This is a genomic window from Paenarthrobacter sp. Z7-10, from assembly GCF_026932795.1.
Classification (GTDB): domain Bacteria; phylum Actinomycetota; class Actinomycetes; order Actinomycetales; family Micrococcaceae; genus Arthrobacter_M.
Genome location: NZ_JADPVH010000036.1, coordinates 20,612 through 43,621, shown reverse-complemented (window position 1 = coordinate 43,621; position 23,010 = coordinate 20,612). Strand labels below are relative to the sequence as shown.

At 65.7% G+C, this 23,010-nt stretch carries 17 protein-coding genes and 1 pseudogene; 10 read left to right on the top strand and 8 right to left on the bottom strand.

From position 1 onward, the window contains the following. Together IV498_RS11985 and IV498_RS11980 are read left to right on the top strand one after the other, a co-directional pair. Nucleotides 1-1,760: transketolase-like TK C-terminal-containing protein (locus IV498_RS11985; RefSeq protein ID WP_442951346.1), on the top strand; the 1,760-nt coding region annotated here is incomplete at its 5' end. 249 nt (nt 1,761-2,009) lie between these two features. After that, nucleotides 2,010-3,390: pseudogene (locus IV498_RS11980) on the top strand (8-oxoguanine deaminase). Nucleotides 3,391-3,463: 73 nt separating this feature from the next. Here IV498_RS11980 and IV498_RS19090 read toward each other — a convergent pair. From IV498_RS19090 to IV498_RS11945, 8 genes are all read right to left on the bottom strand, one after another. After that, entirely contained in the window at nt 3,464-3,799 is a 336-nt protein-coding gene (locus tag IV498_RS19090) for a ribbon-helix-helix protein, CopG family (protein ID WP_442951345.1), read from the bottom strand. After that, entirely contained in the window at nt 3,796-4,074 is a 279-nt protein-coding gene (locus tag IV498_RS11975) for a hypothetical protein (protein WP_269046881.1), read from the bottom strand. Before IV498_RS11975 ends, IV498_RS19090 begins: the two co-directional genes overlap by 4 nt. Before the next feature lie 253 nt (nt 4,075-4,327). Further along, a complete protein-coding gene (locus IV498_RS11970) occupies nt 4,328-7,273 on the bottom strand; it encodes a molybdopterin-dependent oxidoreductase (RefSeq protein ID WP_269046879.1) in 2,946 nt (981 codons plus the stop codon). A gap of 2 nt (nt 7,274-7,275) precedes the next feature. Next, nucleotides 7,276-8,241 carry an FAD binding domain-containing protein gene (locus tag IV498_RS11965; protein ID WP_269046877.1) on the bottom strand — a complete coding sequence of 322 codons (966 nt, stop codon included), beginning with the start codon at nt 8,239-8,241 and terminating at the stop codon, nt 7,276-7,278. Nucleotides 8,242-8,250: 9 nt separating this feature from the next. Beyond that, nucleotides 8,251-9,567, bottom strand: coding sequence for an XdhC family protein (locus IV498_RS11960; RefSeq protein ID WP_269046876.1), 1,317 nt, complete (start codon nt 9,565-9,567; stop codon nt 8,251-8,253). Between the two features lie 78 nt (nt 9,568-9,645). Then, on the bottom strand, nt 9,646-11,154 hold the full coding sequence (locus IV498_RS11955) for an NCS2 family permease (protein ID WP_269046893.1): 1,509 nt from the start codon (nt 11,152-11,154) through the stop codon (nt 9,646-9,648). Nucleotides 11,155-11,168: 14 nt separating this feature from the next. After that, on the bottom strand, nt 11,169-11,654 hold the full coding sequence (locus IV498_RS11950) for a nucleoside deaminase (RefSeq protein ID WP_269046874.1): 486 nt from the start codon (nt 11,652-11,654) through the stop codon (nt 11,169-11,171). A 271-nt stretch (nt 11,655-11,925) separates the two neighbouring features. Beyond that, nucleotides 11,926-12,681 carry an IclR family transcriptional regulator gene (locus tag IV498_RS11945; RefSeq protein WP_269046872.1) on the bottom strand — a complete coding sequence of 252 codons (756 nt, stop codon included), beginning with the start codon at nt 12,679-12,681 and terminating at the stop codon, nt 11,926-11,928. A 259-nt stretch (nt 12,682-12,940) separates the two neighbouring features. On the opposite strand from IV498_RS11945, the gene IV498_RS11940 reads away from it, so the two are divergent. The 8 genes from IV498_RS11940 to gcl all read left to right on the top strand — a co-directional run bounded on the left by IV498_RS11940 (nt 12,941) and on the right by gcl (nt 22,997). Further along, nucleotides 12,941-14,371, top strand: a complete 1,431-nt coding sequence (locus IV498_RS11940; protein WP_269046870.1) for an NAD(P)-dependent malic enzyme — start codon at nt 12,941-12,943, stop codon at nt 14,369-14,371. A gap of 66 nt (nt 14,372-14,437) precedes the next feature. Beyond that, entirely contained in the window at nt 14,438-16,036 is a 1,599-nt protein-coding gene (gene aceB, locus IV498_RS11935; protein WP_269046868.1) for a malate synthase A, read from the top strand. A 3-nt stretch (nt 16,037-16,039) separates the two neighbouring features. Continuing rightward, on the top strand, nt 16,040-17,323 hold the full coding sequence (locus IV498_RS11930; protein ID WP_269046866.1) for a DUF6986 family protein: 1,284 nt from the start codon (nt 16,040-16,042) through the stop codon (nt 17,321-17,323). Further along, on the top strand, nt 17,320-18,132 hold the full coding sequence (locus tag IV498_RS11925; RefSeq protein WP_269046865.1) for a bifunctional allantoicase/(S)-ureidoglycine aminohydrolase: 813 nt from the start codon (nt 17,320-17,322) through the stop codon (nt 18,130-18,132). Before IV498_RS11930 ends, IV498_RS11925 begins: the two co-directional genes overlap by 4 nt. Before the next feature lie 713 nt (nt 18,133-18,845). Beyond that, nucleotides 18,846-19,106: a hypothetical protein gene (locus IV498_RS11920; RefSeq protein ID WP_269046864.1), complete on the top strand. Its 261-nt coding sequence runs from the start codon at nt 18,846-18,848 to the stop codon at nt 19,104-19,106. A gap of 261 nt (nt 19,107-19,367) precedes the next feature. Then, nucleotides 19,368-20,150 (top strand): hydroxypyruvate isomerase family protein, encoded by a 783-nt coding sequence (locus tag IV498_RS11915; protein WP_269046863.1) that lies wholly within the window; start codon nt 19,368-19,370, stop codon nt 20,148-20,150. After that, the gene (locus IV498_RS11910) at nt 20,054-21,178 is read left to right on the top strand and encodes a 2-hydroxy-3-oxopropionate reductase (RefSeq protein ID WP_269046862.1); all 1,125 of its coding nucleotides are present in this window, start codon (nt 20,054-20,056) and stop codon (nt 21,176-21,178) included. The genes IV498_RS11915 and IV498_RS11910 overlap by 97 nt, the downstream gene beginning before the upstream one ends. Nucleotides 21,179-21,218: 40 nt before the next feature. Beyond that, nucleotides 21,219-22,997 (top strand): glyoxylate carboligase, encoded by a 1,779-nt coding sequence (gcl, locus tag IV498_RS11905; protein WP_269046861.1) that lies wholly within the window; start codon nt 21,219-21,221, stop codon nt 22,995-22,997. Nucleotides 22,998-23,010: the final 13 nt, after the last annotated feature.

The window sequence follows — 23,010 nt, the reverse complement described above, 5'->3', positions numbered from 1 at the left end:
TGAACACCACAGTCGACGGCGATTACCAAACCTACAAGGGCGAATCCGGCGGATTCGTCCGCGACCACTTCTTCGGCCAGAGCCCGCAGACAAAAGAAATGGTCGCCGATCTGACCGATGAGCAGATCTGGAACCTCAAGCGCGGCGGCCACGACTACCGCAAGGTCTACGCCGCCTACAAGGCCGCCACCGAATTCACCGGCAAGCCCACCGTGGTGCTGGTCAAGACGGTCAAGGGCTACGGGCTGGGCACACACTTCGAGGCCCGCAACGCCACGCACCAGATGAAGAAGCTCACGCTGCAGGACCTCAAGGACTTCCGCGACCACCTGCGGATCCCGATCAGCGACGAGGAACTCGATAAGGACCCGTACCGCCCGCCCTACTACCACCCCGGCATGGACGCCCCCGAGGTCAAGTACCTGTTGGGTCTGCGCAGCCAACTGGGGGGCTCCGTTCCGGAAAGGCGCAGCGCGCACGCTCCGCTGGCCGTGTCCGACTCGCCCAGCTTCGAGGTTGCCAGGCGCGGCTCCGGCAAACAGCGGGCGGCCACGACCATGGCCTTCGTCCGACTGTTCAAGGATCTGATGCGGGACAAGGATTTCGGCGCCCGGATAGTTCCGATCATTCCGGATGAGGCCCGCACCTTCGGCATCGATGCGTTCTTCCCCACCGCGAAGATCTACAACCCGAACGGACAGAACTACCTCTCCGTGGACCGGGACCTGCTGCTGGCCTACAAGGAGTCCATCTCCGGCCAGATCGTGCACGCCGGCATCAACGAAGCCGGATCGGTGGCCGCCTTCACCGCCGCCGGCACCTCCTACGCCACGCACGGCGAGCCGCTGATCCCGATTTACGTCTTCTACTCCATGTTCGGCTTCCAGCGCACCGGCGACGCACTGTGGGCCGCCGGAGACCAGATGGCCCGCGGCTTCATCATCGGCGCCACCGCCGGACGAACCACCCTCACCGGCGAAGGCCTCCAGCATGCCGACGGGCACTCCCCGCTGCTGGCCTCCACCAACCCCGCCGTCGTCACCTACGACCCCTCCTACGGCTACGAAATCGGCCACATTATGAGGGCCGGGCTGGAGCGAATGTATGGTGGCAAGCACCCGGATCCCAATATCATGTACTACCTCACGGTATACAACGAGCCCATTATCCAGCCGGCTGAACCCGAAGGCCTGGACGTGGATTCTCTGCTGCGGGGCATGTACCTGCTGGCGCCGGCGAAAATTGAGGGCCCGCAGGCCCAGCTGCTGGCCTCCGGCGTGGCCGTGCCGTGGGCGCTGGAGGCCCAGCGCATCCTCGCCGAGGACTGGGGCGTCGCAGCCGACGTCTGGTCCGTCACGTCCTGGACCGAGCTGCGCCGCGACGGGCTTGAAGCCGAGGAGCAGGAATTCCTGAACGCCACAGCGCCGCCGCGGATTCCGTTTGTGACCGAACAACTGCAGAACGCCGACGGTCCGGTGATCGCCGTCAGCGATTATATGAAGGCCGTGCCGGACCAGATCCGCCAGTTCATGCCCGGCGACTATGCGGTGCTGGGCGCCGACGGCTTCGGCTTCTCCGATACCCGGGCGGCGGCGCGCCGATACTTCAAGATCGACAGCCACTCCGTCGTCGTCCGGACCCTGCAGCTGCTGGCCAAGCGCGGCAAGATCAGCGCCGACGCCCCGGCCCGGGCCATCGAGCAGTACCGGCTGCACGACGTCAACGCCGGAACCACCGGCAGCGCCGGCGGTGACAGCTGACAGAACCGCCGCAAGGTTGGGCTGACAGTTTGCGCCCGAGTCGTTCAAACCTGGGCGCGAACAGGCACCTCAACCACCCTCCACCCCGCGTTGACGGGGATTCACCTCCGACCTACCTTTGAACCTGGCGCCCCACGGCCGCCTGACCTGGATCAGCAGACAGGGCATCACTGAGCTGGCACCGCTGGCGCCGGCTCTTCCTGTTCCCGGCAGCACCACCAGCAGCCACTGCGACCAAAGGAACACGCTATGACCACTCCCATCGCCTCCCAGTCCCAGGAGCACAGGCTCTGGATCAAAAATCCCCTCGCCTCCTTTACCGCCAACGAGCTGGATGCTTCCGGCGGCATTGTCGTCAGCGACGGGAAAATTGTCGAGGTTCTGGGCGCCGGCCAGCGGCCGGCGACGCCCTGCGAGGAGCTCTTCGACGCCAGCGCGCACGTTCTCACCCCCGGTTTGATCAACACGCATCATCATTTCTATCAAACCCTCACCCGCGCCTGGGGCCCGGTGGCCAGCGTGGAATTGTTCCCGTGGCTGACCAATCTGTACCCGGTCTGGGCCCGGCTCACGCCAACGGACCTTGAGCTGGCGAGCACGGCCGCACTGGCGGAACTGCTGCTCTCCGGCTGTACCACGGCCGCGGACCAACATTACCTGTACCCGAAAGGGCTGGAGGAGGCAGTGGATATTCAGGTCCAGGTGGTCCGCCGGCTCGGCATGCGGGCCATGCTCTCCCGGGGATCGATGTCATTGGGACAGCACGACGGCGGACTGCCGCCGCAGTCGACGGTGCAGACCGCCGAGGTGATTCTGGCCGACAGCGAGCGGCTGATCGATAGCTACCACGAACGCGGCGAGGGCGCGGTTATCCAGGTTGCTCTGGCTCCCTGCTCGCCGTTTTCCGTGACCCGGGATCTGATGGAGGCCAGCGCCGAACTGGCCGTACGCCATGATGTCCGCCTGCATACTCATCTGGCCGAGACGCTGGATGAGGAAACCTTCTGCAAGGAAATGTTCGGGCTGCGCCCGCTGGACTATCTGGAGAGCGTCGGCTGGCTGACTGACCGTACCTGGCTGGGGCATGGCATCCACTTCGATGACGCGGAAATAACCCGCCTTGGCGCGGCCGGCACGGCGGTGGCCCACTGCCCGACGTCGAACATGCGCCTGGCCTCCGGCACCGCCCGGGTCCTGGAACTGGAAGCGGCCGGAGTGCCAGTGGGACTGGGCGTGGACGGCTCAGCGTCCAACGACGCATCCAACATGATCTTGGAGGCCCGGCAGGCCCTCTACCTTCAACGTTTGCACTACGGCACCGCCGCCGTCACCTGTGAGCAGGCGCTGAGCTGGGCTACGCGTGGGTCAGCTGCCGTGCTGGGCCGCAGCGACGTGGGGCAGTTGGCCCCGGGGCTGCAGGCGGACCTCGCCATGTTCCGACTGGACGAATTGCGCTTCTCCGGCAGCCACGATCCAATAGCCGCTCTGCTGCTCTGCGGAGCCGACCGTGCCGACCGTGTGATGGTGGGCGGTAGCTGGCGTGTCCTGGACGGGCAGATCCCCGGCCTGGACATGGGTGACCCTGATAGCCCGGCACAGCCAGGCGGCCCGGAAATTGGTCAATGGGTAGACGCACGCTCTTCTCCAGCCACAAAGTTCAGGTGGGAAAGTCGAGGACGGTTTCACCTACTGCCGATCCTCGATTAGGCGGAGTGGCGGTCGAAATACTCTGCGAGGGCGTCGCGCATTACTTCGCTCTGCGGGCGCTTCTGCGCCGAAACCATCGTGTTTAATTGTTCATTGAGTTGCTCAGTGAGTCGGAAAGTCCTCTTGGGGGATTGATGGCCGTGCCCCTTGCGACCGGCCGTGAGCGATGGCCTGCCGCGGAGCGCTTTCTCAACTTCGGCATGACCGCCGAGAGCGTCCTCCAACGCCACTCGACCTCGGGCTGCTGCGTCTTTTCCGGAAGTAAGTTTCGCTTCTGTACCGAAGGAATCGATCCCCTCAGCCCACTCGCTTCGTTCGTCCCGCGTACTCATTTTCCTCTCAACTCCTCAACTAAGTCCAAAATTTTCCGGCGGGCCTCCATGACATGGAAAACCGAAACATCGGATGGCGGGATGACTTCCACCATCACCTCAATGAGCCGCCGCCTGTCCCGCGATGGACCAATGTACAGATTCGGTCGACCACGTCCCGGCATTCTCGGATCGTCGAAGGACTCCACAAAGTCCACCGCGTTGAGCATCGCATTTAGCGCATCCTCGCGGGCGATTCCGTGTTTAGCCGCCGACGCCGCCCACTCAAATCCCACGGGGTTAGCTTACTAGGAATCCACACATTTATGTAGGACACAAACTGACTGAGTTAGCGACACCACCGACTTGGATACTGTGGCCGAAACTGTCGAACTCCCTGTCGAACGCTGCTGTGGTCACCAGCCACACGCGGTCGGTCGACTCATTGCCCGTAGGCGGCGTAGATGTCCTCCAGATCTTGTAGATGAGTAAGGGCCGGTGTGCGCACGTAAAAGCTCTTAGAACCGCCAGTACGCCTGGACAAGGCGATCAGGCGCGCGCTCGTCTGCGACCGTCGGCTGATTCCTGCTCCTCCCGGGCGGCAGCCAGATCAGCAGCCCGCTCGGCTTCCCGCAGGCCCAGGTAGATGCGGTCGCGGGCTAGGGGCAACTCGCTGAACCGGAGTCCGGTGGCGTTACGGACCGCGTTGGCCAGCGCCGGAGCCACCGGATTGAAGGGACTCTCGCTCATCGACTTGGCCCCCAGTGGTCCCAGCGAATCAGTGGTGTCGGCAAAGTAGACCTCGCTGCGCGGGACATCGGCGAAGGTGGGGATGTGGTACTGGCGCAGGATGTCCGTTTCCACCCGGCCATCCGCACCGATTCGGACTTCCTCGTACAGCGCCGCGCCCAGGGCTTGGGCTATGCCGCCCTCAATTTGACCCCGGCACTGCCTGGGGTTCACCACCACGCCGGCGTCGGCGGCCTGTACGCTCTGCAGGATCCGCAGCTCCCCCGTCCCGGTGTTCACGGCCACGGCGAAGCCATGGACGTTGAAGGCCACGGACCGCGGCGAACCGTGCCAGCGCCCCTCCGACTCAAGCGACTCTCCTCGGTCCTCGGCATGGCGGTTCAACTCGGCCAGCGCAATCAAAGTTCCGGCGCAGTCCACTGCATCAGGACCAAGGACGCACTGCTCCGCCGGAACGCCGCTCAGCTCTGCGGCCAGATTCCGGATTCGGCCAGCGAGCTCCTGGGCCGCGGCCAGCGTCGCCTTGCCGGCCACCACGGTTCCAGTGGATCCGAAGGCGCCGGTGTCGTGCACAATCAGGTCTGTGTCTGCCTGCCGCACTTGGACCCGGTCCGCCCTGGTGCCCAACGCCGTCGCCGCCAACTGGGCGTGCACCGTCGTCGTGCCGTTCCCGAACTCCGCCGTGCCCACGTCGACGCGGTAGCCGCCGTCAGGAAGCAGGCACAGGCGGCTGTGCGCGAAGTGCCCGCGCGGTGGCACGGTGTCGATCATGGACAGCGCCGTGCCGGTGCCTTGGACCCAGTCCGGGCCCAGCTCCGCCAGGCCCGCGGTGAGGTACCGCTCGCGCCCGCGCGCCAGCGCATCCGCGACCAGCTCGATGCACTGGTCCAGGCCGTAGCTGCCGTAGAGCACGTCATCCGCCGGCTCCGGGTGACTGGAGAGCATCGGATCCCCGCGCCGGATGATGTTGCGGCGGCGGAACTCCATTGGATCCATCCCGATATCCGCGGCCAACTCATCGATGGCGGACTCGACGGCGAAGATCATCTGGCTCAGCCCGTAGCCGCGAAAGGCACCGGAGGGAACTGTGTTGGTGTACACGGCGCGCGCGTCCACCTTTTTGTTGGGGCACAGGTAAACGGCCAGAGACTCGCCGCAGCCGTGGAACATCACGCCGGGGGCGTGGTTCCCGTAGGCGCCGGTGTTGGTCAGCACGTCAACCTGCAACGCGGTCAGCGTGCCATCGCGCCGGGCCCCGGCCTTGAGCCGGATACGGAAGGGGTGCCTGGTGGTGGCCGCGGTGAACTGCTCCGACCGGGTGAATTCCAGCTGGACCGGACGGCGCAGGCGCAAGGCGGCCAGCACGACGACGTCCTCGGTCAGCATTTCCTGCTTGCCGCCAAACCCTCCGCCCACCCTGCCCGCGACGACCCGGATCCGGTCCTCGGGCAGATTAAATACCCGGCAAAGCGAGCGCCGGGTCAAAAAGGGCGTCTGGGTGGAGGAGCGGACCACCAGCCGGCCGGCGAAGTTGGCCGCACCGGTGCCGGCCTCGGACGGGCCGTTGGCGCCGAACCGACTTTCGGACTGGCCGCCGTCGGATTGGCTGCCGTCGGATTGGCCGCCGTCGGACTGGGCGCCGTCGGACTGGGCACGGTCGTCCTCGAAATAGGCGATCGACGCGTGCGTCTCCAGCGACACATGCTGAACCCGCTGCGTGCGGTAGACCTTCTCGTGGATGACATCCGCCTCCCGGAAACCGGCCGTAACGTCGCCCAATTCGGGGTGCAGCTCGGCCACCACATTCTCCCTCGGGCTAACAATCCGGGCGAGCGCCGCGTCCTTGTCACAGTGGACCGTCGGAGCCCCGGGCAAGACCGCGAGCTCCGGGTCGAAAACCGCTTCCAGCAGCTCATAGTCCACTGCCACGGCGCGAACACCTGCCTCGGCCTCCGCCACACTGTCCGCCACGACGGCCGCCACGCGCTGGCCGATGAAACGGACCACCGAATCCAGCACCCGGGTGTCATCCGGATCATCGGTGTACAGCTCGTGCTGGGCGGTGGAGAACAGCTGCCCGGGCGCATCCAGATGGGTGAACACCGCACGGACTCCGGGCAGCAGCAGTGCCGCGGAGGCGTCGACGGAGCGGATCCGGGCGTGCGGATGCGGGGAACGGACGAGCTTCATGTGCAGCAGGCCCGGCAGTTCAGCAGCTGGAACGTCCAGAGTGTAGCGGGCCCGCCCGGTGACGATCTCCCGGCCAGCCGGCGCCGGCACGTTATCGCCAAGCTGCTGTTTTCCACCCGATTGGCCGGTGGAGACGCCGCAGACCGCATCCTCGATGGCCGCGTAGCCGGTGCAGCGGCAGAGGTTTCCCTTCAGGTTCCGCGGCAGATTCTCCTTCTGCGCCGCGTCGAAGGTGGCCGCCGTCATCAGCATTCCGGCCGTGCAGAATCCACACTGGAAACCCTGCGCCGCCAGGAACTGCTCCTGCATCGGGTGCAGGGAGTCCGGTCCGGCGAGACCTTCCACGGTGGTGATGGACCGTCCTTGCGCACGAACCGCCGGATAGAGGCAGCTGTGGACGGGCTTGCCGTCAACATGCACTGTGCAGGCACCGCAGTCGCCGCCGTCGCATCCCTTCTTTACGCCAAGCAGGCCCTGTTCACGCAAAAATGTGCGCAGGCATTGTCCTGGCCGTGGCTGTTCCTCGTTTGGCGCTCCGTTGATGTCCATCGCCATGCTCAGGCACCCCTTCCGGTGGATGGTCCGGCAGGTTGCCCGGCCGGGGATTGGGCGGGTTGCCGACCGGCCGGTTCCGCCAGCAGTTCGGCGCGGATTTCCTCCGCCAATCTGTAGGTCATGTCGCGCCGCCACTGCGGCAGTCCGTGGATATCGTCGTGGTAGAGATCGGCGGGGATGGCGGCGCCAAGCGCCGCACGCAGGGCGGCAGCGTCCGGCCGGCCGACGGCGGCAGCGGGCTCCGGCGGGACGACGACGGCGGCAGCGGGCTCAGGAACGTCCGAGCCCTCGGGGTGAGCGTCGAAGCGCAGCTGCACCGGCCGCTTCGTCGCCGCTGTCACAGTAATCAGCAGCGTTCCCTCCTTATCCCGGCGCCCAACCAGCAGCACGCCGGAACGGCCCAGGTTGCTCAGCGACAGCCGGCGGAAGGCCACCCGGGAGCTGAGCGCCGCCGACGGCAGGAAAATGCTGCGCAGCAGTTCCCCCGGTCGCAGCGACGTTCGGCCATCTCCTATGACCAGCTCTGCCACCGGTACTCTGCGGCTGCCGCCGCCGGGCATCAGGATGGTGGCCACACCGTCGAGAGCTGCGCACAGCGAGGTAATCGGGCCAGCCGGCAGCGCGGTGCAGACATTGCCGCCCACGGTGGACATGTTCCAGATCTTGAACGAGGCCACGAAGGAATCACAGCACTGGCGCACCAGCTCCAGGGCCGGCCAGCGCCGGAGCAGACCATCGCGGTCCGGAAGCTCGTACAGCTCCGCGATTGTGGCGCTGGCGGCCAGTTCAATGCCGTCGTCGGTGACGGTGACCGCCGGCCAGCCGGCTGTGCTGATGTCCAGCAGGCGGGTCAGCACGCTGCTGCCATAGGAAAAAAGCACTGTGCCGCCCGCCAGCCAGGCATCACCGGGTCGCCACTGGTCGGGGTCCGCGGTGGGGACCACGGCCGTGATGGTGTTCATGTCCATCGGTTTCTCCTAGGAAATCTTGACGGCGCCCGGTACAAGGGCGTCGGGTAGCGAGGTGCCGGAATGGATGACGCCGGTGCCATCCTTTAGTGAGCGGAAGGCGGCGCCGGTACCGGCAGAGCGGACGACGGCGGCCGCCGCGCCTCCGGACTCTGCACCCCCGACCCCTGCACCCCCGGACGGGTGACTGGCCGCTCCACGCCGGCAGGCGACGATTTCTGCCGCGATGGATACCGCCACTTCGGCCGCAGTGACGGCGCCAAGGTCGAGCCCGATCGGCGCATGCATCCGGGCAATTTTTTCCGGGTCCGCACCGCCTTCCAGCAGGGCCGCGACCCGGTCCTGGTGGCTGCGTCGTGATCCCATCGCGCCCAGGTAGGCCAGCTCCAGTTCCAGTGCCACGGCCAACAGCGGAACGTCGAATTTTGGATCGTGGCTGAGCACGCAGACCACCGTTCGACCATCAATTCTGCCGGCTTCTGCCTCGGCGCGCAGGTAGTGGTGCGGCCAGTTCACGGCGACCTGGTCCGCGTGGCGAAAGCGCTCCTGCCGAGCGAAAACCGGCCGCGCATCGCACAGGGTGACGTGGTAACCCAGCAACTGTGCTGCCGGCAGCAGCGCCGCACTGAAATCATTGCTCCCAAAAATGAGCATCCGCGGCGGTGGGAGCCGGCTTTCCACCAGCAAAGTCGGCGGGTTGTCCGTGCATTCTCCGGTCTCATCCGCCAGTTTCAACAAGCCACTCTGGCCGGCGCGGAGCATGGACATAAGGCCGACCGCCCGGCGTGCCACTCCCGCCCCCAGCAGCCCGATCAGCTCGGCATGGAGATCCTGTTCGCTGATGGCCTGCGGATCGTGGACGACGACGGCACGGCCCCCGCCGTCGTCGAGCCTTGTGATCAATGCCGGAAAGCCGCCCCCCGCGCCGGCCATGGCTAAAGCCAGCGCTCTGAGCTCGCCAACCCCGGCCGAGCCGGCATCAACCTGGTCTGAACCGGCGGCGATGCTGGCAAGGTAGGGCTGAATGCGCACCTCAAGGCTGCCGCCGCAGGTTAAACCCGCGGCAAAGGCATCATCGGCGGTGTAGCGGAACTGCTCGCGCCGTGGCAGGCCGCTGTCCATCGATTCCAGCGCGGCCTCGATCACCGCGCCTTCGACGCAGCCGCCGGAAAGCGAACCCAGGACTTCCCCGCCACCGGATACCAGCATGGAGGTCCCCAGCGGACGCGGAACGGAGCCATCGGTGGCAACAATGGTAGCCACGGCACAGGGCCCGCTTCCCCGGGTCAACAACCACTCCGGCAGCGAATCCATAAGTTCCAGCATTTGTTTTCCCTTCCTTCGCCCCGGTCCGGCACGCTGCGGTGTAACCACGGCGCGCCGGACCGGCCAGCCATCCGACTGCTAGCCTGCCATCCAGGCGCTCAGCGGTCCACGGGCAAAGTACACCAGGAAGCCCGCCGCGACCACCCACATCAGCGGGTGGATCTTCCGGGCCCTGCCAGAAGCCGCGCCGATGATGGCCCAGGAGATGAACCCGGCGCCGATGCCGTTGGCTATGGAGTATGTCAGCGGCATGGTGACGATGGTCAGGAAGGCCGGCAGCGCCACGGAGAACTTGGTGAACTTAATCTCGCGGATCTGGGCCATCATCATCGCACCCACCACCACCAGGGCGGCAGCCGCCACTTCCAGCGGAACGACGCTGGTCAGCGGGGTCAGGAACATCGATCCCAGGAACAGCACGCCGGTGACCACAGAGGCCAGGCCGGTGCGCGCTCCTTCACCGATCCCGGCAGCCGAGTCCACATCGACGGTATTGGACGAACCCGAGGTGGCACCGCCGGCGACGGCGGCGAAACCTTCCACGATAAACGCGGACTTCAGCCGCGGAAAGGTCCCGTCCTTGTGGGTCAGGCCAGCGCTCTTGGCAAGACCGGTCATGGTGCCCATGGCATCGAAGAAGTTGGTGAACACGAGCGTGAAGACCAGCATGGTGGCGGCCAGCCCGCCCACGCGGCCGAAGGCGCCGAACAGGTCGAAGTGCCCCACCAGCCCCAGATCCGGAATGGAGACCAGCTGGCCGGACAGCACCGGAGTGTTCAAGTGCCAGCCACCGGGATTTGCCTCGCCCGCGGCACCGATGTGCATAGTGGCCTCGACAATGGCGGCCAGCACAGTGGTGGCGGCAATGCCGATCAGCAGTCCGCCCTGGACCTTACGCGCCACCAGGATCCCCATCGCCAGCAGCCCAATGACGAAGACCAGAGTCGGCACCGAGTTGATGGAACCGTCCTGACCCAGCTGCACGGGAGGGCCACCCTTGGTGGGACGGACGAATCCCGAGTCCACGAAGCCGATGAAGGCGATGAACAGACCGATTCCGACGGTGATCGCGGCCTTGAGCTCGCGGGGAACCGCCCGGAAGATAGCGGTCCGTGCCCCGGTGATGCCGAAGAGCACGATCAGCAGCCCGTTGATCACAACCAGTCCCATGGCCTCGGCCCAGCTGACTTCGTGAATCACTGACACCGCCAGGAAGGAGTTAATGCCAAGTCCGGCGGCCAGGCCGAACGGAAGGTTGGCCACCAAGCCGAAAATGATGGTCATCAGTCCGGCGGTCAGGCCGGTGACGGCACCCACCTGAGCCGCGGGGAGCCAGCCTCCGGCCACGTCCAACGGAGCGGAGGTGGCACTGAAGCCCCCGAGGATCAGAGGGTTCAGAATGACGATGTACGCCATCGTGAAGAAGGTCACCAGTCCGCCGCGCATTTCGCGTGCCAGCGTGGAACCACGGTGGGTGATCTTGAAGAACGCGTCCAGCCGGGAGGTCTTGGGTTCGCGGGGGCGGGAGGTCCGGCGGACCGGATCGGAAGCGTCAGATTCTTCGAAGGGCTTAGCCAGCAGCGTCATCTCAGCCACCGGTCCTAGTAGGCGATCCGGGATTCGAGCGTGGCCCACGCCTCGAAAGGTGCAACGGCCAACGCTGTCTCCGGATCCAGTTGGCGCACCGGCATCGGCCGCTCCGCCACCGGGGTGTCGAAGTAGTTGTAGAACACCGCGTCGTCAAACCCCGCCCGCGCGGCGTCATGGCGGTCGGCGGCATAAAAGACGTGTTCCACCCGGGCCCAGAGTGCGGAGGCGAGGCACATCGGGCAGGGTTCGCAGCTGGTGTAGAGGGTGGCTCCCGTCAGATCGAAGGTGCCCAGCTGGCTGCAGGCCGTGCGGATCGCCGTGACCTCGGCGTGCGCGGTCGGATCGTTGCTCGCGGTGACGCGATTGACGCCGTCGAACACCTGACCGTCCGCTGTGACTATGACGGCGCCGAAGGGCCCGCCACTGTTGTGGACATTTGCGCAGGCCAGCTCAACGGCCCGGGCCAGATGAAGCTGGCCGGTGATGGTGGATTTCATGGCGACTCCCTTTGCTTTGAAGCTGCGGGGAGGATGCGGGCGTGACTATCACGGGACGGCACCCTTACCTGCAGTGTTGCGTGAAGGTTAAGTTGCGCCTGGTAGATAGCTTCCGTGAGTCGGTTGCCCGCCATTGGCTGGAATGACACTAACACCGCCGTGTGAGCCAAGCAACAGTTTTGTGGAAAGTTTATTCCGGGAAGTGAAAATTTCCGATTGGCCGCGGCTCTCTCCCGTTGGCAGCCCGAACAGGCCGCCCGGGAGGTTTCAGCTAATTGCGGTTCATCTCATCGGAGATGACGCGGGCAGCCTGCTGCAGCAGCGGCACAGCCCGCTGGGCAAACGAATCATCGACCCGGGAGACGGGTCCGGAAACGGAAATCGCCGTAGGCGTCGGAGCACGCGGCACGGCCATGGCGAAGCAGCGCACGCCGATCTCCTGCTCGCCGTCGTCGATCGAATAGCCGCGCTCGCGGATCCGGTCCAGCTCGGCGATCAGCGCATCGATGTCGCCAATGCTCATCGTGGTGGGACGGGGCATGCCGGCACGCGAAACGATGCCGCGCACCACGTCGTCGTCGAGCTGGGCCAGGATCGCCTTGCCCACGCCTGTGTCATGGGTGTGCGCGTGCCTGCCCACTTCGGTGAACATCCGCATCGAGTGCGGTGAGGGCACCTGGGCCACATAGATCACCATGTCCGAATCCAGCACGGCCATATTGGAGGTCTCCCCCAGCGTGTCCACCAACGATTTGAGCTGCGGCCGGGCCAACGCGCCGAGCTGCTTGTTCGCGCCCTCACCGAGGCGGATCAGCCGCGGCCCCAGGGCATAGCGACGATTGGCCAGCTGGCGAAGGTAGCCCATGGTCACCAACGTGCGCAGCAGGCGGTGGATAGTGGGCAGCGGCAGATCGGTCGACGACGACAGTTCGCTGAGCGTGACCTCACCGCCGGCGTCGGTGATCAGTTCCAGCAGCTCAAACACACGCTCGACCGACTGAACGCCGCCGGATGGTTTGTCTGCCATGTCTGCGCACTCCTGATTCCTGGGTTTCCGGCAACTCTTATCCACATCGTGAAAAAGTGCCGATGAACTTCCAACATACCGCACACCGCAGCGGCATCGGCCGCCGGGACACGCTGTCCGTCACCGGGACGGCCGGCCCGGGCGGAGCCAGTGGCATATGGTCTTGTATTTCCACTGCGTAGATAATAATATCCATAATACGAGAACAATTGATGCAGGAACATAAGCCGGCAGCTGGCCGGCACCAGGAGGAACTGCCATGGCGAATCCCAGCCCCGGAAATTCGATCACCCTGCGCGTTGAGGCGCAGTCCAGCTTCAGCGCCACCAGCGAACTGGCTGCCGCCGTGGGTGCGGCAGGTGCGGCCATCACGGCTTTGGATGTCACCTCGTCGCATCACGAGACCATCGTCGTCGATGTCACCTGCAACACCACCGACGATGCGCACGCCGCGCGGGTGAAGGATGCGTTGGACGCGCTCGACGGCGTCACAGTCCGCAAGGTCTCGGACCGCACCTTTTTGATGCATCTGGGCGGCAAGCTCGAGGTGGTCCCCAAAGTGGCGCTGCGCAACCGCGACGACCTCTCCCGCGCGTATACTCCCGGGGTCGCCCGCGTCTGCCTGGCGATTGCGGAAGACCCTGCGGCTGCCCGGAACTTGACGGTCAAGCGCAACACCATCGCCGTTGTCACGGACGGCTCCGCCGTACTGGGCCTGGGCAATATTGGCCCCGCCGCCGCGCTGCCGGTGATGGAGGGCAAGGCCGCCCTGTTTAAGCAGTTTGCCAATGTGGACGCCTGGCCGGTCTGCCTGGACACTCAGGACACCGAGGAAATCATCATGATCGTCAAGGCGCTGGCGCCGGTCTACGGCGGCGTGAACCTGGAGGACATCGCCGCTCCGCGCTGCTTCGAGATCGAGAGCCGGCTGCGCGCGGAACTGGACATCCCGGTCTTCCACGATGACCAGCACGGCACCGCCATCGTCACCCTGGCCGCGCTGACGAACGCGCTGCGGGTGGTGGGAAAAAACATTGGCTCAGTCAAGATTGTCGTCGCTGGTGTCGGTGCTGCCGGCAATGCCATTGTCCAGCTGCTCAAGGCCCAGGGCGCCACCAACATCGTCGCCTGCGGGCGCAACGGTGCCATCAACAGGAATGAAACCTACACCGATGCCCACCGCACCTGGCTGGCGGAGAACACCAACCCGGAGAACTTCAGCGGCAGCCTGCATGACGCCGTGGCGGGGGCCGACGTCTTTATCGGCGTATCGGGCCCCAACGTCCTCGGCGAAGCACAGGTGGCCAGCATGGCCAAGGACTCGATCGTCTTCGCGATGGCCAACCCGACCCCGGAGGTGGATCCGGTAATAGCCGCCAAGTATGCCGCCGTCGTCGCCACCGGACGCAGCGACTTCCCGAACCAGATCAACAATGTGCTCGCGTTCCCCGGTTTCTTCCGCGGCCTGCTGGACGCTGGAGTCTCGGACATCACCCCCAATATGCTGGTGGCAGCGGCGGAGGCCATCGCCAACCGTGTTGCCGACGATGAGCTGAACGCCAGCTTCATCATCCCCAGCGTTTTCGACCCGCATGTGGCCGCGGACGTCGCGGCAGCCGTGGTGGCCGCCGCACAGGAGAACGGCGCGTCCTTGGAATCCGCCTCCGTTCTGGAACCTCAGAACGCCTAGTCCGCCAGACCGCCTGGACCGCCAACCGACAGCAGCCAGCCCACAAGCAGGAAAGAGATCCACATCATGGCCCTCTCAGTGACCGATCCGCAGCCCATCGACCGGGCAGCGGAGATTCTGACCCCGGAGGCCTTGGCCTTCATCGAGGCGCTGCACCGGCGCTTTGCCCGGACCCGCGCCGAGCGGCTGGCGGACCGGCTGGCCAAGCGCGGGGAAGTAGCCCGCACCGGCCGGCTGGACTTTTTGGCGCAGACCAAGGACGTGCGCCAAGGTGACTGGCAGGTTGCGCCCGCCCCCGCCGCGCTGGCGGACCGCCGGGTGGAGATGACGGGACCGGCGTCCCCGGCCAAGATGGCCATCAACGCCCTGAACTCCGGTGCCAAGGTCTGGCTGGCTGACCTTGAGGATGCCAGCACGCCCACCTGGCACAATGTGATCGACGCACAGTTGAACCTGCTCGACGCCGGGCGCGGCACGCTGTCCTTCACCTCCAAGGAGGGCAAGGAATACCGGCTGCGCACCGACGCGCCGCTGGCCGTCGTCGTCGCCCGCCCGCGCGGCTGGCACATGTCCGAACGCCACCTGCTGGTCGACGGCGAACCAGTGGCGGGTGCGCTGGTGGACTTTGGCCTGCACTTCTTCCACAACGCCAAGACGCTGCTGGCCAACGGACAGGGACCCTACTACTACCTGCCCAAGATGGAAGGCTATCTGGAGGCCCGGCTCTGGAACGACGTGTTCGTCTTTGCGCAGGACTACCTCGGTGTCCCGCAGGGCAGCGTCCGCGCCACCATGCTGATCGAAACGATTCCGGCTGCCTTTGAGATGGACGAAATCCTCTTTGAACTGCGCGATCACGCCTCCGGCCTGAACGCCGGACGCTGGGACTACCTGTTCAGCATCGTCAAGTACTTCCGCGATGCCGGCGCCGATTTCATTCTGCCTGACCGCGCTTCCGTGGCGATGACCGCACCTTTCATGCGCGCCTATACCGAGCTGCTGGTTAAAACCTGTCACGCGCGCGGCGCCTTCGCGATGGGTGGGATGGCCGCGGTGATTCCGAACCGGCGCGAGCCGGAGGTCACCCAACAGGCCTTCGAGAAGGTCCGTGCGGACAAGACCCGGGAGGCGAACGACGGCTTCGACGGCTCCTGGGTGGCGCATCCGGACCTGGTGCCGGTCTGCCAGGAAGTCTTTGACGCCGTGCTGGGGACGCGGCCCAACCAGCTGGACAAGCAGCGCCCGGAGGTTTCCGTCACGGCGGACGACCTGCTGGACATCGCTTCCGCGCAGGGCGAGGTGACCGAGGCCGGCATGCGGGCAAACCTCTACGTTGCCGTTGCCTACACCGCGGTGTGGCTGTCCGGCAATGGTGCGGTGGCCATCCACAATCTGATGGAGGACGCCGCCACCGCGGAGATCTCCCGGTCCCAGGTCTGGCAGCAGATCCGCAACCGGGTCACCCTGGCGGACACCGTCAACACTGTCACCCGCGAGCTGGTGCGCCGGATCCTGGCGGAGGAGACGGACAAGCTGCGCGCCGAGGTGGGACAGGACGCGTTCGACAAGTTCTACCGGCCGGCCAGCGACCTCATCGCCGACATCTGTCTTTCCGAGGATTACACGGACTTCCTCACCACGCCCGCCTACGAGCTGGTGGGCTGAGGCATGGCAACGGCAATTTTTGGCCCGGAAGACTACGAACGCCTGGACGCGGACCTCGCCGGCACGGACCGGCTGCTGGAAAAGAACTATCCGGGCGAGGACGGCAGCCGGCAGCCCGTGCATACCGTCTATGTCCCGGCCGACCAGTTCACTCCCTCGCTGGCGCAGGACTGGGGGTCGCAGGCGCTGGACGTGGTCGCCTCCGAGGGTGGGATGGAACAACTGTGCCATCTGCTCGGGCTCGATGGGGCGCTGGCGGCGGAGGTGGCGGCCAAGGCCACCGCCAAGCTGGAGATTGAACCGATCGAGGATTTGCGGCTGGACTTCGAGGACGGCTACGGGGACCGGGGAGATCTGGCCGAGGACGCGGACGCCCAACACGCCGCCGATGCCGTTTCCAGCGCCGTGGCCGAGGGCAGTGCACCGCCGTACATCGGCATTCGCTTCAAGTGTTTTGAGGCGGCCACCCGGCGGCGGGGCCTGCGGACCCTGGAGCTCTTCATGGCAGGTCTGGCCGGAAATGGAAACCTTCCGGAGGGGCTGGTGCTGACGCTACCCAAGGTCAGCACCGTGGACCAGGTCAGGGCCATGGACTATGCCTGTGGCCGGCTCGAATCCGGCCTGGGCCTGGCCGCCGGCCGGCTTCGGTTCGAGGTCCAGGTTGAGACCCCGCAGCTGATCCTTGGATCCAGCGGCGGTTCCCCCGTGGCCCAACTGCCGCATGTCACCGACGGCCGGATCAGCGCCCTGCACTACGGCACCTACGACTACAGTGCCTCGCTGCAGATCGCGGCGGAATACCAGTCGATGGAACATCCGGCGGCCGACTTGGCCAAGCAGATTATGCAGCTGGCGGTGGCCGGCACCGGCATTCGGCTCTCCGACGGCTCCACCAACGTCAAGCCCGTCGGCACCCCGGAGGAGATCCGCTCCGCTTGGGCGCTGCACGGACGGCTGGTCCGGCGGTCGCTGGAGCGCGGCTACTACCAGGGCTGGGACATGCACCCAGCCCAGTTGCCCACCCGATTCATCGCCACCTATGCCTTCTACCGGCAGGGACTGCCGGCCGCGGCCCAGCGGCTGCGCAATTATGTGGCGCAGACCCAGGGCGGCATCATGGACGAACCGGCGACAGCGCGCGCACTGGCCAGCTTCATCTACCGCGGCGTGCTCTGCGGCGCCGTCGGAGCCGACGAGGTCACCCAACTGACCGGCGTCGACGAGGCCCAACTTGTCCGGCTGGCCCATCCGCGGCTGGCTACCACCCTCCCAGGAGCGCATAAATGAGCACATATTTCTCCCCCGAGGGCGGCCTGCCCTCCCAATCCACCCTGTTGACCGACCGTGCGGTGGTGAAGGAGGCCTACACCGTCATCCCCCGCGGCGTGCTGCGCGACATCGTCACCAGCAACCTGCCCGGATGGGAGAACACCCGGACTTGGATCCTGGCCCGGCCCATCGCCGGTTTTGCCACCACCTTCGCGCAGTACATTGTGGAGGTGGCCCCCGGCGGCGGCAGTTCCCGGCCCGAGCCGGAAACGGGCGTGGAGTCTGTGCTCTTTCTGACCAAGGGCACGCTCACGCTGACTTTGGACGGCGAAACGCACATGCTGGAGCCTGGCGGATACGCCTACGTTGCGGCCGGCGCTTCCTGGTCCGTGCAGAACGACGGCGGCGCTGCCTCGAGTTTTCAATGGGTCCGCAAAGCCTACGAGCCGCTTGAGGGCTATGCAGCCAAGTCCTTCGTTACCAGCGATTCGGCCGTCGCCCCCACGGCGATGGTGGGCACCGATGGGAAGTGGGCCACCACCCGCTTCGTCGACCCCAATGACCTCGCTCACGACATGCACGTGAACATCGTGACGTTCGAACCCGGCGCGGTGATCCCCTTTGCCGAAACCCATGTGATGGAGCATGGCATCTTTGTGCTGGAGGGCAAGGCTGTGTACCGGCTCAACGACGACTGGGTGGAGGTGGAAGCGGGCGACTTCATGTGGCTGCGCGCCTTCTGCCCACAGGCCTGCTACGCCGGCGGTCCCGGCAAGTTCCGCTACCTTCTCTACAAGGACGTCAACCGGCAGATCCGCCTGACATAGGTGTACTGACCGTTCCACAGACTCTCCGCCCCGGCTCCGCCACGCCGGGGCGGAGCCATTGCAGAGTCATTTAGCCGGGGCTGGCTCTGAGAACTGACCACTTTCCCCGGCGACACGCCCGCAAAACCTGGGACACGCCGTCGTCAACCGCCCTCCCGGAGCCAAAGCTGGTCAGTTCCCAGAACCCTCTGACACCAAGCCTGTGGTCAACCCAGGTGAGCCCGCGAGCTCGCGAGCCAGCCGGTATGAGCCAGTGAGCCCTCGGCCAACCGGTGCGAGCCAACGAGCCCGAACTCCAAACGGCCTTCCACTCTGACCACCGCTGGTGGGCCAACGAGCCGGGCGATCGCGGAGAGATCAGCCTGCCCGGGCGGCCGGCTCTGGGAACTGACCACCTTCCCGGCGACACACCCGCAAAACCAGGGACACGCCGTCGTCAGCCGCCCTCCCGGAGCCAAAGCTGGTCAGTTCCCAGAGCCCTCTGACACCGAGCCAATGCGCAACCGGTGTGAGCCCGCGCGCCCGGAGATCGCGGAGAGATCTGCCTGCCCGGGCGGCCGGTTCTGGGAACTGACCATCTTCCCCGGCGACACGCCCGCAAAACCTGGGACACGCCGTCGTCAACCGCCCTCCCGGAGCCAAAGCTGGTCAGTTCCCAGAGCCCGCTGACACCAAGCCAGTGGACAACGCCCGTTCGGCGCCTAGGGACTCATTTGCCGCGGCTGAGCTGGTTTAAGTCTCTTGTCTGTAGCTCCAATTACCGGGTGGGCGCCGTCATCGTCGCATGGTTGACGCTGGGCCATTACACCGTGGGAAGCGTGCTCCCATTCCTGCCCGCGGCCGTGCAGCACATCAACGTCGGTGTGCTGGCGCTGCTGGCCAACATTATTGTCTGCGCTGCAGTGTCGGCCGGCACCCGCGGCCACACGCAGAAATCGGCGAAGGCACCGTCCGAAGTTCCCGCCGGCGTCTGAGCCTGCAGCAATGCCGCTTCAGCCTGTGACCAGGAGGGAGCGGCATTGCCGTGTCCACGCCGCCTCGCCGCCTCGCCGTCAGCCGCGTCGATGAACTCGATGCGCGCCGAAGAAACTCCCTGCCCGTCAAAGAAAAGGTTGACGGCGACGCGCGGTGGTTCTAGACTTTTCATAAAGCAGAATATAAGTTCCACAATACGGAATAAGAAACCGGAATTTAGAACCATAGAACCGCACGTTGCACCCGAAGGAAACCAGACGATGACGTACACAGTGAATTGCTCCATCCTCCTGACCGACCTGCCCCTGCTGGAACGTCCGGCAGCGGCAAAGGCCGCAGGCTTCGATGCTGTCGAATTCTGGTGGCCCTTCGCCTCCTCCGTCCCCTCGGACGCGGAGGTCACGGATTTCGAAAACGCCATCACCGACGCCGGCATCCAGCTGACAGGGCTGAATTTCCATGCCGGCGACATGCCTGCCGGGGACCGCGGCCTGCTGTCCTGGCCGGCACGCGGCAGGGAGTTCCGGGACAACATCGATGTGGTCGCTGGCGTTGGCGGCCGGCTGGGCTGTAAGTCTTTCAACGCCCTGTACGGCAACCGCACGGACACCGATGCTCCCGAAGCCCAGGACACACTGGCCCTCCACAGCTTGGTTGCCGCTGCCGAAGGCGTGGCTCGGATCGGCGGAACAGTGCTGCTCGAGCCGGTCAGCGGCGCGGCACGCTACCCTCTGACGACGGCGGCACAAGCGATGGAGGTCATCGGCAAGGTCCGCGCGGAGGGCCCGCAGAACATCAAACTGCTGGCCGATTTCTACCACCTGGCCGTCAATGGCGACGATGTGGACGCGGCCATCACCAGCTACGCCAAGGATTTCGGCCACATCCAGATCGCCGACAATCCCGGCCGCGGCGCTCCCGGTACCGGCACGCTCCCCCTTGGCGAGTGGATCACGCGCAGCCGCGAGCTCGGTTACGAGGGCTATATCGGGCTGGAATACAAGGCGGACACCGCCTCCGCGTTCAACTGGCTGATCCGCTGACACTCAGCCCTACAGCGTGGAGGCCCCGGCGATTGACCCGGACAGCCTCCTGCAGGCAGCACACAGGCAGCACGCACCAGCACGCCGCACACACAGACGCAACCAGACGCACCCAGCAGCAAAGGATTCAGCACATGACCAGCAAGCAAAAAGTAGCCGTCATCGGACTCGGCATCATGGGCCTGCCCATGGCCGTCAACCTGGTCAAGGCCGGCTTCGACGTCACCGGCTACAACCGCAGCCAGGACAAGATCGACAAGCTCGTTTCGGAAGGCGGCCGCGGCGCGGCCAGCGTTGCCGAGGCGGTACGCGAGGCCGACGTCGTTATCACCATGGTTCCGGACTCCCCGGACGTCGAAGCGGTGGTGAACGGCGCCGAGGGCGTCTTCGCCAACACCAAGGACGGCGCGCTGTGGATCGATGCCAGCAGCATCCGCCCGGACGTCGCCGTGCAGCTGGCCTCCGCAGCCCGCGAAGCTGGCGTGCGCCCACTTGACGCCCCGGTTTCCGGCGGCGAGCAGGGCGCGGTTGACGGCGTGCTGTCCATCATGGTCGGCGGCGAGGCCGCGGACTTCGAGGCCGGGCAGGAAATCCTCAACGCCGTCGGCAAAACCATCGTGCACGTCGGCCCCTCCGGTTCCGGCCAAACGGTCAAGGCTGCCAACCAGCTGATCGTTGCCGGCAACATCGCGCTTCTGGCCGAGGCGATCGTCTTCCTTGAGGCCTACGGCGTGGACACCACCGCGGCGCTGAAAGTCCTCGGCGGCGGCCTGGCCGGCTCCAAGGTGCTGGAGCAGAAGGGCCAGAAGATGCTGGACCGCTCCTTCGAGCCGGGCTTCCGGCTGGCGCTGCATAACAAGGACATGGGGATCGTCACCTCGGCCGCCCGGAAAGCCGGCGTCAGCATCCCCGTTGGTGCCTTGGTGGCCCAGCTCATTGGCTCCATGGTCAATCAGGGCGACGGCGGCCTTGACCACTCCGGCCTGTTCAAGCTGGTGGAGCAGCTCTCCGGCCGCACCGCCAAATAACCCACAGACTTCCCACACTTAAAATTCTAAGGAGAATCTTATGACTACGATGCGCACCGTTGATGCGGCCGTGCTGATCCTGGAAAAGGAGGGGGCCACCGAGGCCTTCGGCCTGCCCGGGGCGGCGATCAATCCGTTCTACTCGGCCATGAAAGCCCACGGCGGCATCCGCCACACGCTGGCCCGCCACGTGGAGGGTGCCTCGCACATGGCGGACGGTTATTCCCGCGCCGCTGATGGAAACATCGGCCTCTGCCTGGGAACCTCAGGCCCTGCCGGCACGGACATGATCACCGGGCTCTACGCCGCCTGGGCGGACTCGGTGCCAATCCTGTGCATCACCGGCCAGGCCGCGGTGGCCAAGCTGCACAAAGAGGACTTCCAGGCCGTGGACATTTCCTCCATCGCGGCACCGGTGACGAAGATGGCCATGACCGTGCTGGAGCCGGCTCAGGTTCCGGGTGCCTTCCAGAAGGCCTTCGGCCTGATGCGCTCCGGCCGGCCGGGCCCGGTGCTGCTGGACCTGCCGTTCGACGTGCAGATGGCGCAGATCGAGTTCGATATTGACCTCTACGAGCCATTGCCGGTGGAAAAGCCGCGGGCCAGCCGCAAGCAGGCCGAAAAGGCGTTGGATCTGCTGACCGCCTCCGAGCGGCCGCTGATCGTGGCCGGTGGCGGCATCATCAACGCCGGCGCGTCCGCGCAGCTGGTGGAGCTCGCCGAACTGCTGAACGTTCCGGTCATCCCCACCCTGATGGGTTGGGGCACTATTGCCGATGACCACCCGCTGATGGCAGGCATGGTGGGCCTGCAGACGTCGCACCGCTACGGCAACGCAACCATGCTGGCATCCGACTTCGTCATCGGTATCGGCAACCGTTGGGCCAACCGGCACACCGGCGGCCTGGACACCTACACCAAGGGCCGGACATTTGTGCACGTCGACATCGAGCCCACGCAGATCGGCCGGGTCTTCTCCCCGGACCTGGGCATCGTCTCGGACGCCGGCGCGGCCCTGCAGATGCTGCTGGAGGTGGCCCGCGAGCGCAAGGAAGCCGGCGCTTTGACGGATTACACCAGCTGGGCAGCGGACTGCGCCGACCGCAAGGGCAGGCTGCAGCGCAAGACCGACTTTGATAATGTTCCGGTCAAGCCGCAGCGCGTCTATCAGGAAATGAACAGCGCCTTCGGCCAGGACACGACCTACGTCTCCACTATTGGCCTGTCACAAATTGCCGGCGCGCAGCTGCTGCACGTCTTCGGTCCGCGCCGGTGGATCAACGCCGGCCAGGCCGGCCCACTGGGGTGGACCGTACCGGCTGCCCTGGGCGTGGTGCGTGGCAAACCCGGCGAGACCGTCGTCGCCCTCTCCGGCGATTACGACTTCCAGTTCATGATCGAGGAATTGGCCGTCGGCGCGCAGTTCCAGCTGCCGTACATTCACGTGGTGGTGAACAACTCCTACCTGGGCCTGATCCGCCAGTCCCAGCGCGGCTTCGAGATGGACTATGAAGTGTCGCTGGCCTTCGAGAACATCAACTCCCCGGAGACCAACGGCTACGGCGTGGACCACGTCAAGGTGGCCGAGGGCCTGGGCTGCAAGGCCATCCGGGTGGAGGATCCGGCGGACCTGGCCGCCGCCTTCGACAAGGCCAAGGCGATGATGGCCGAATACCGGGTGCCGGTGATTGTCGAAGTCATCCTGGAGCGCGTGACGAACATTTCGATGGGCACCGAACTGGACAATGTGACCGAATTCGAGGAGCTGGCCCTGACCGTCACGGACGCCCCCACCGCCATCACGGCGCTGCTGGACTAGGGACCGGGTCAGA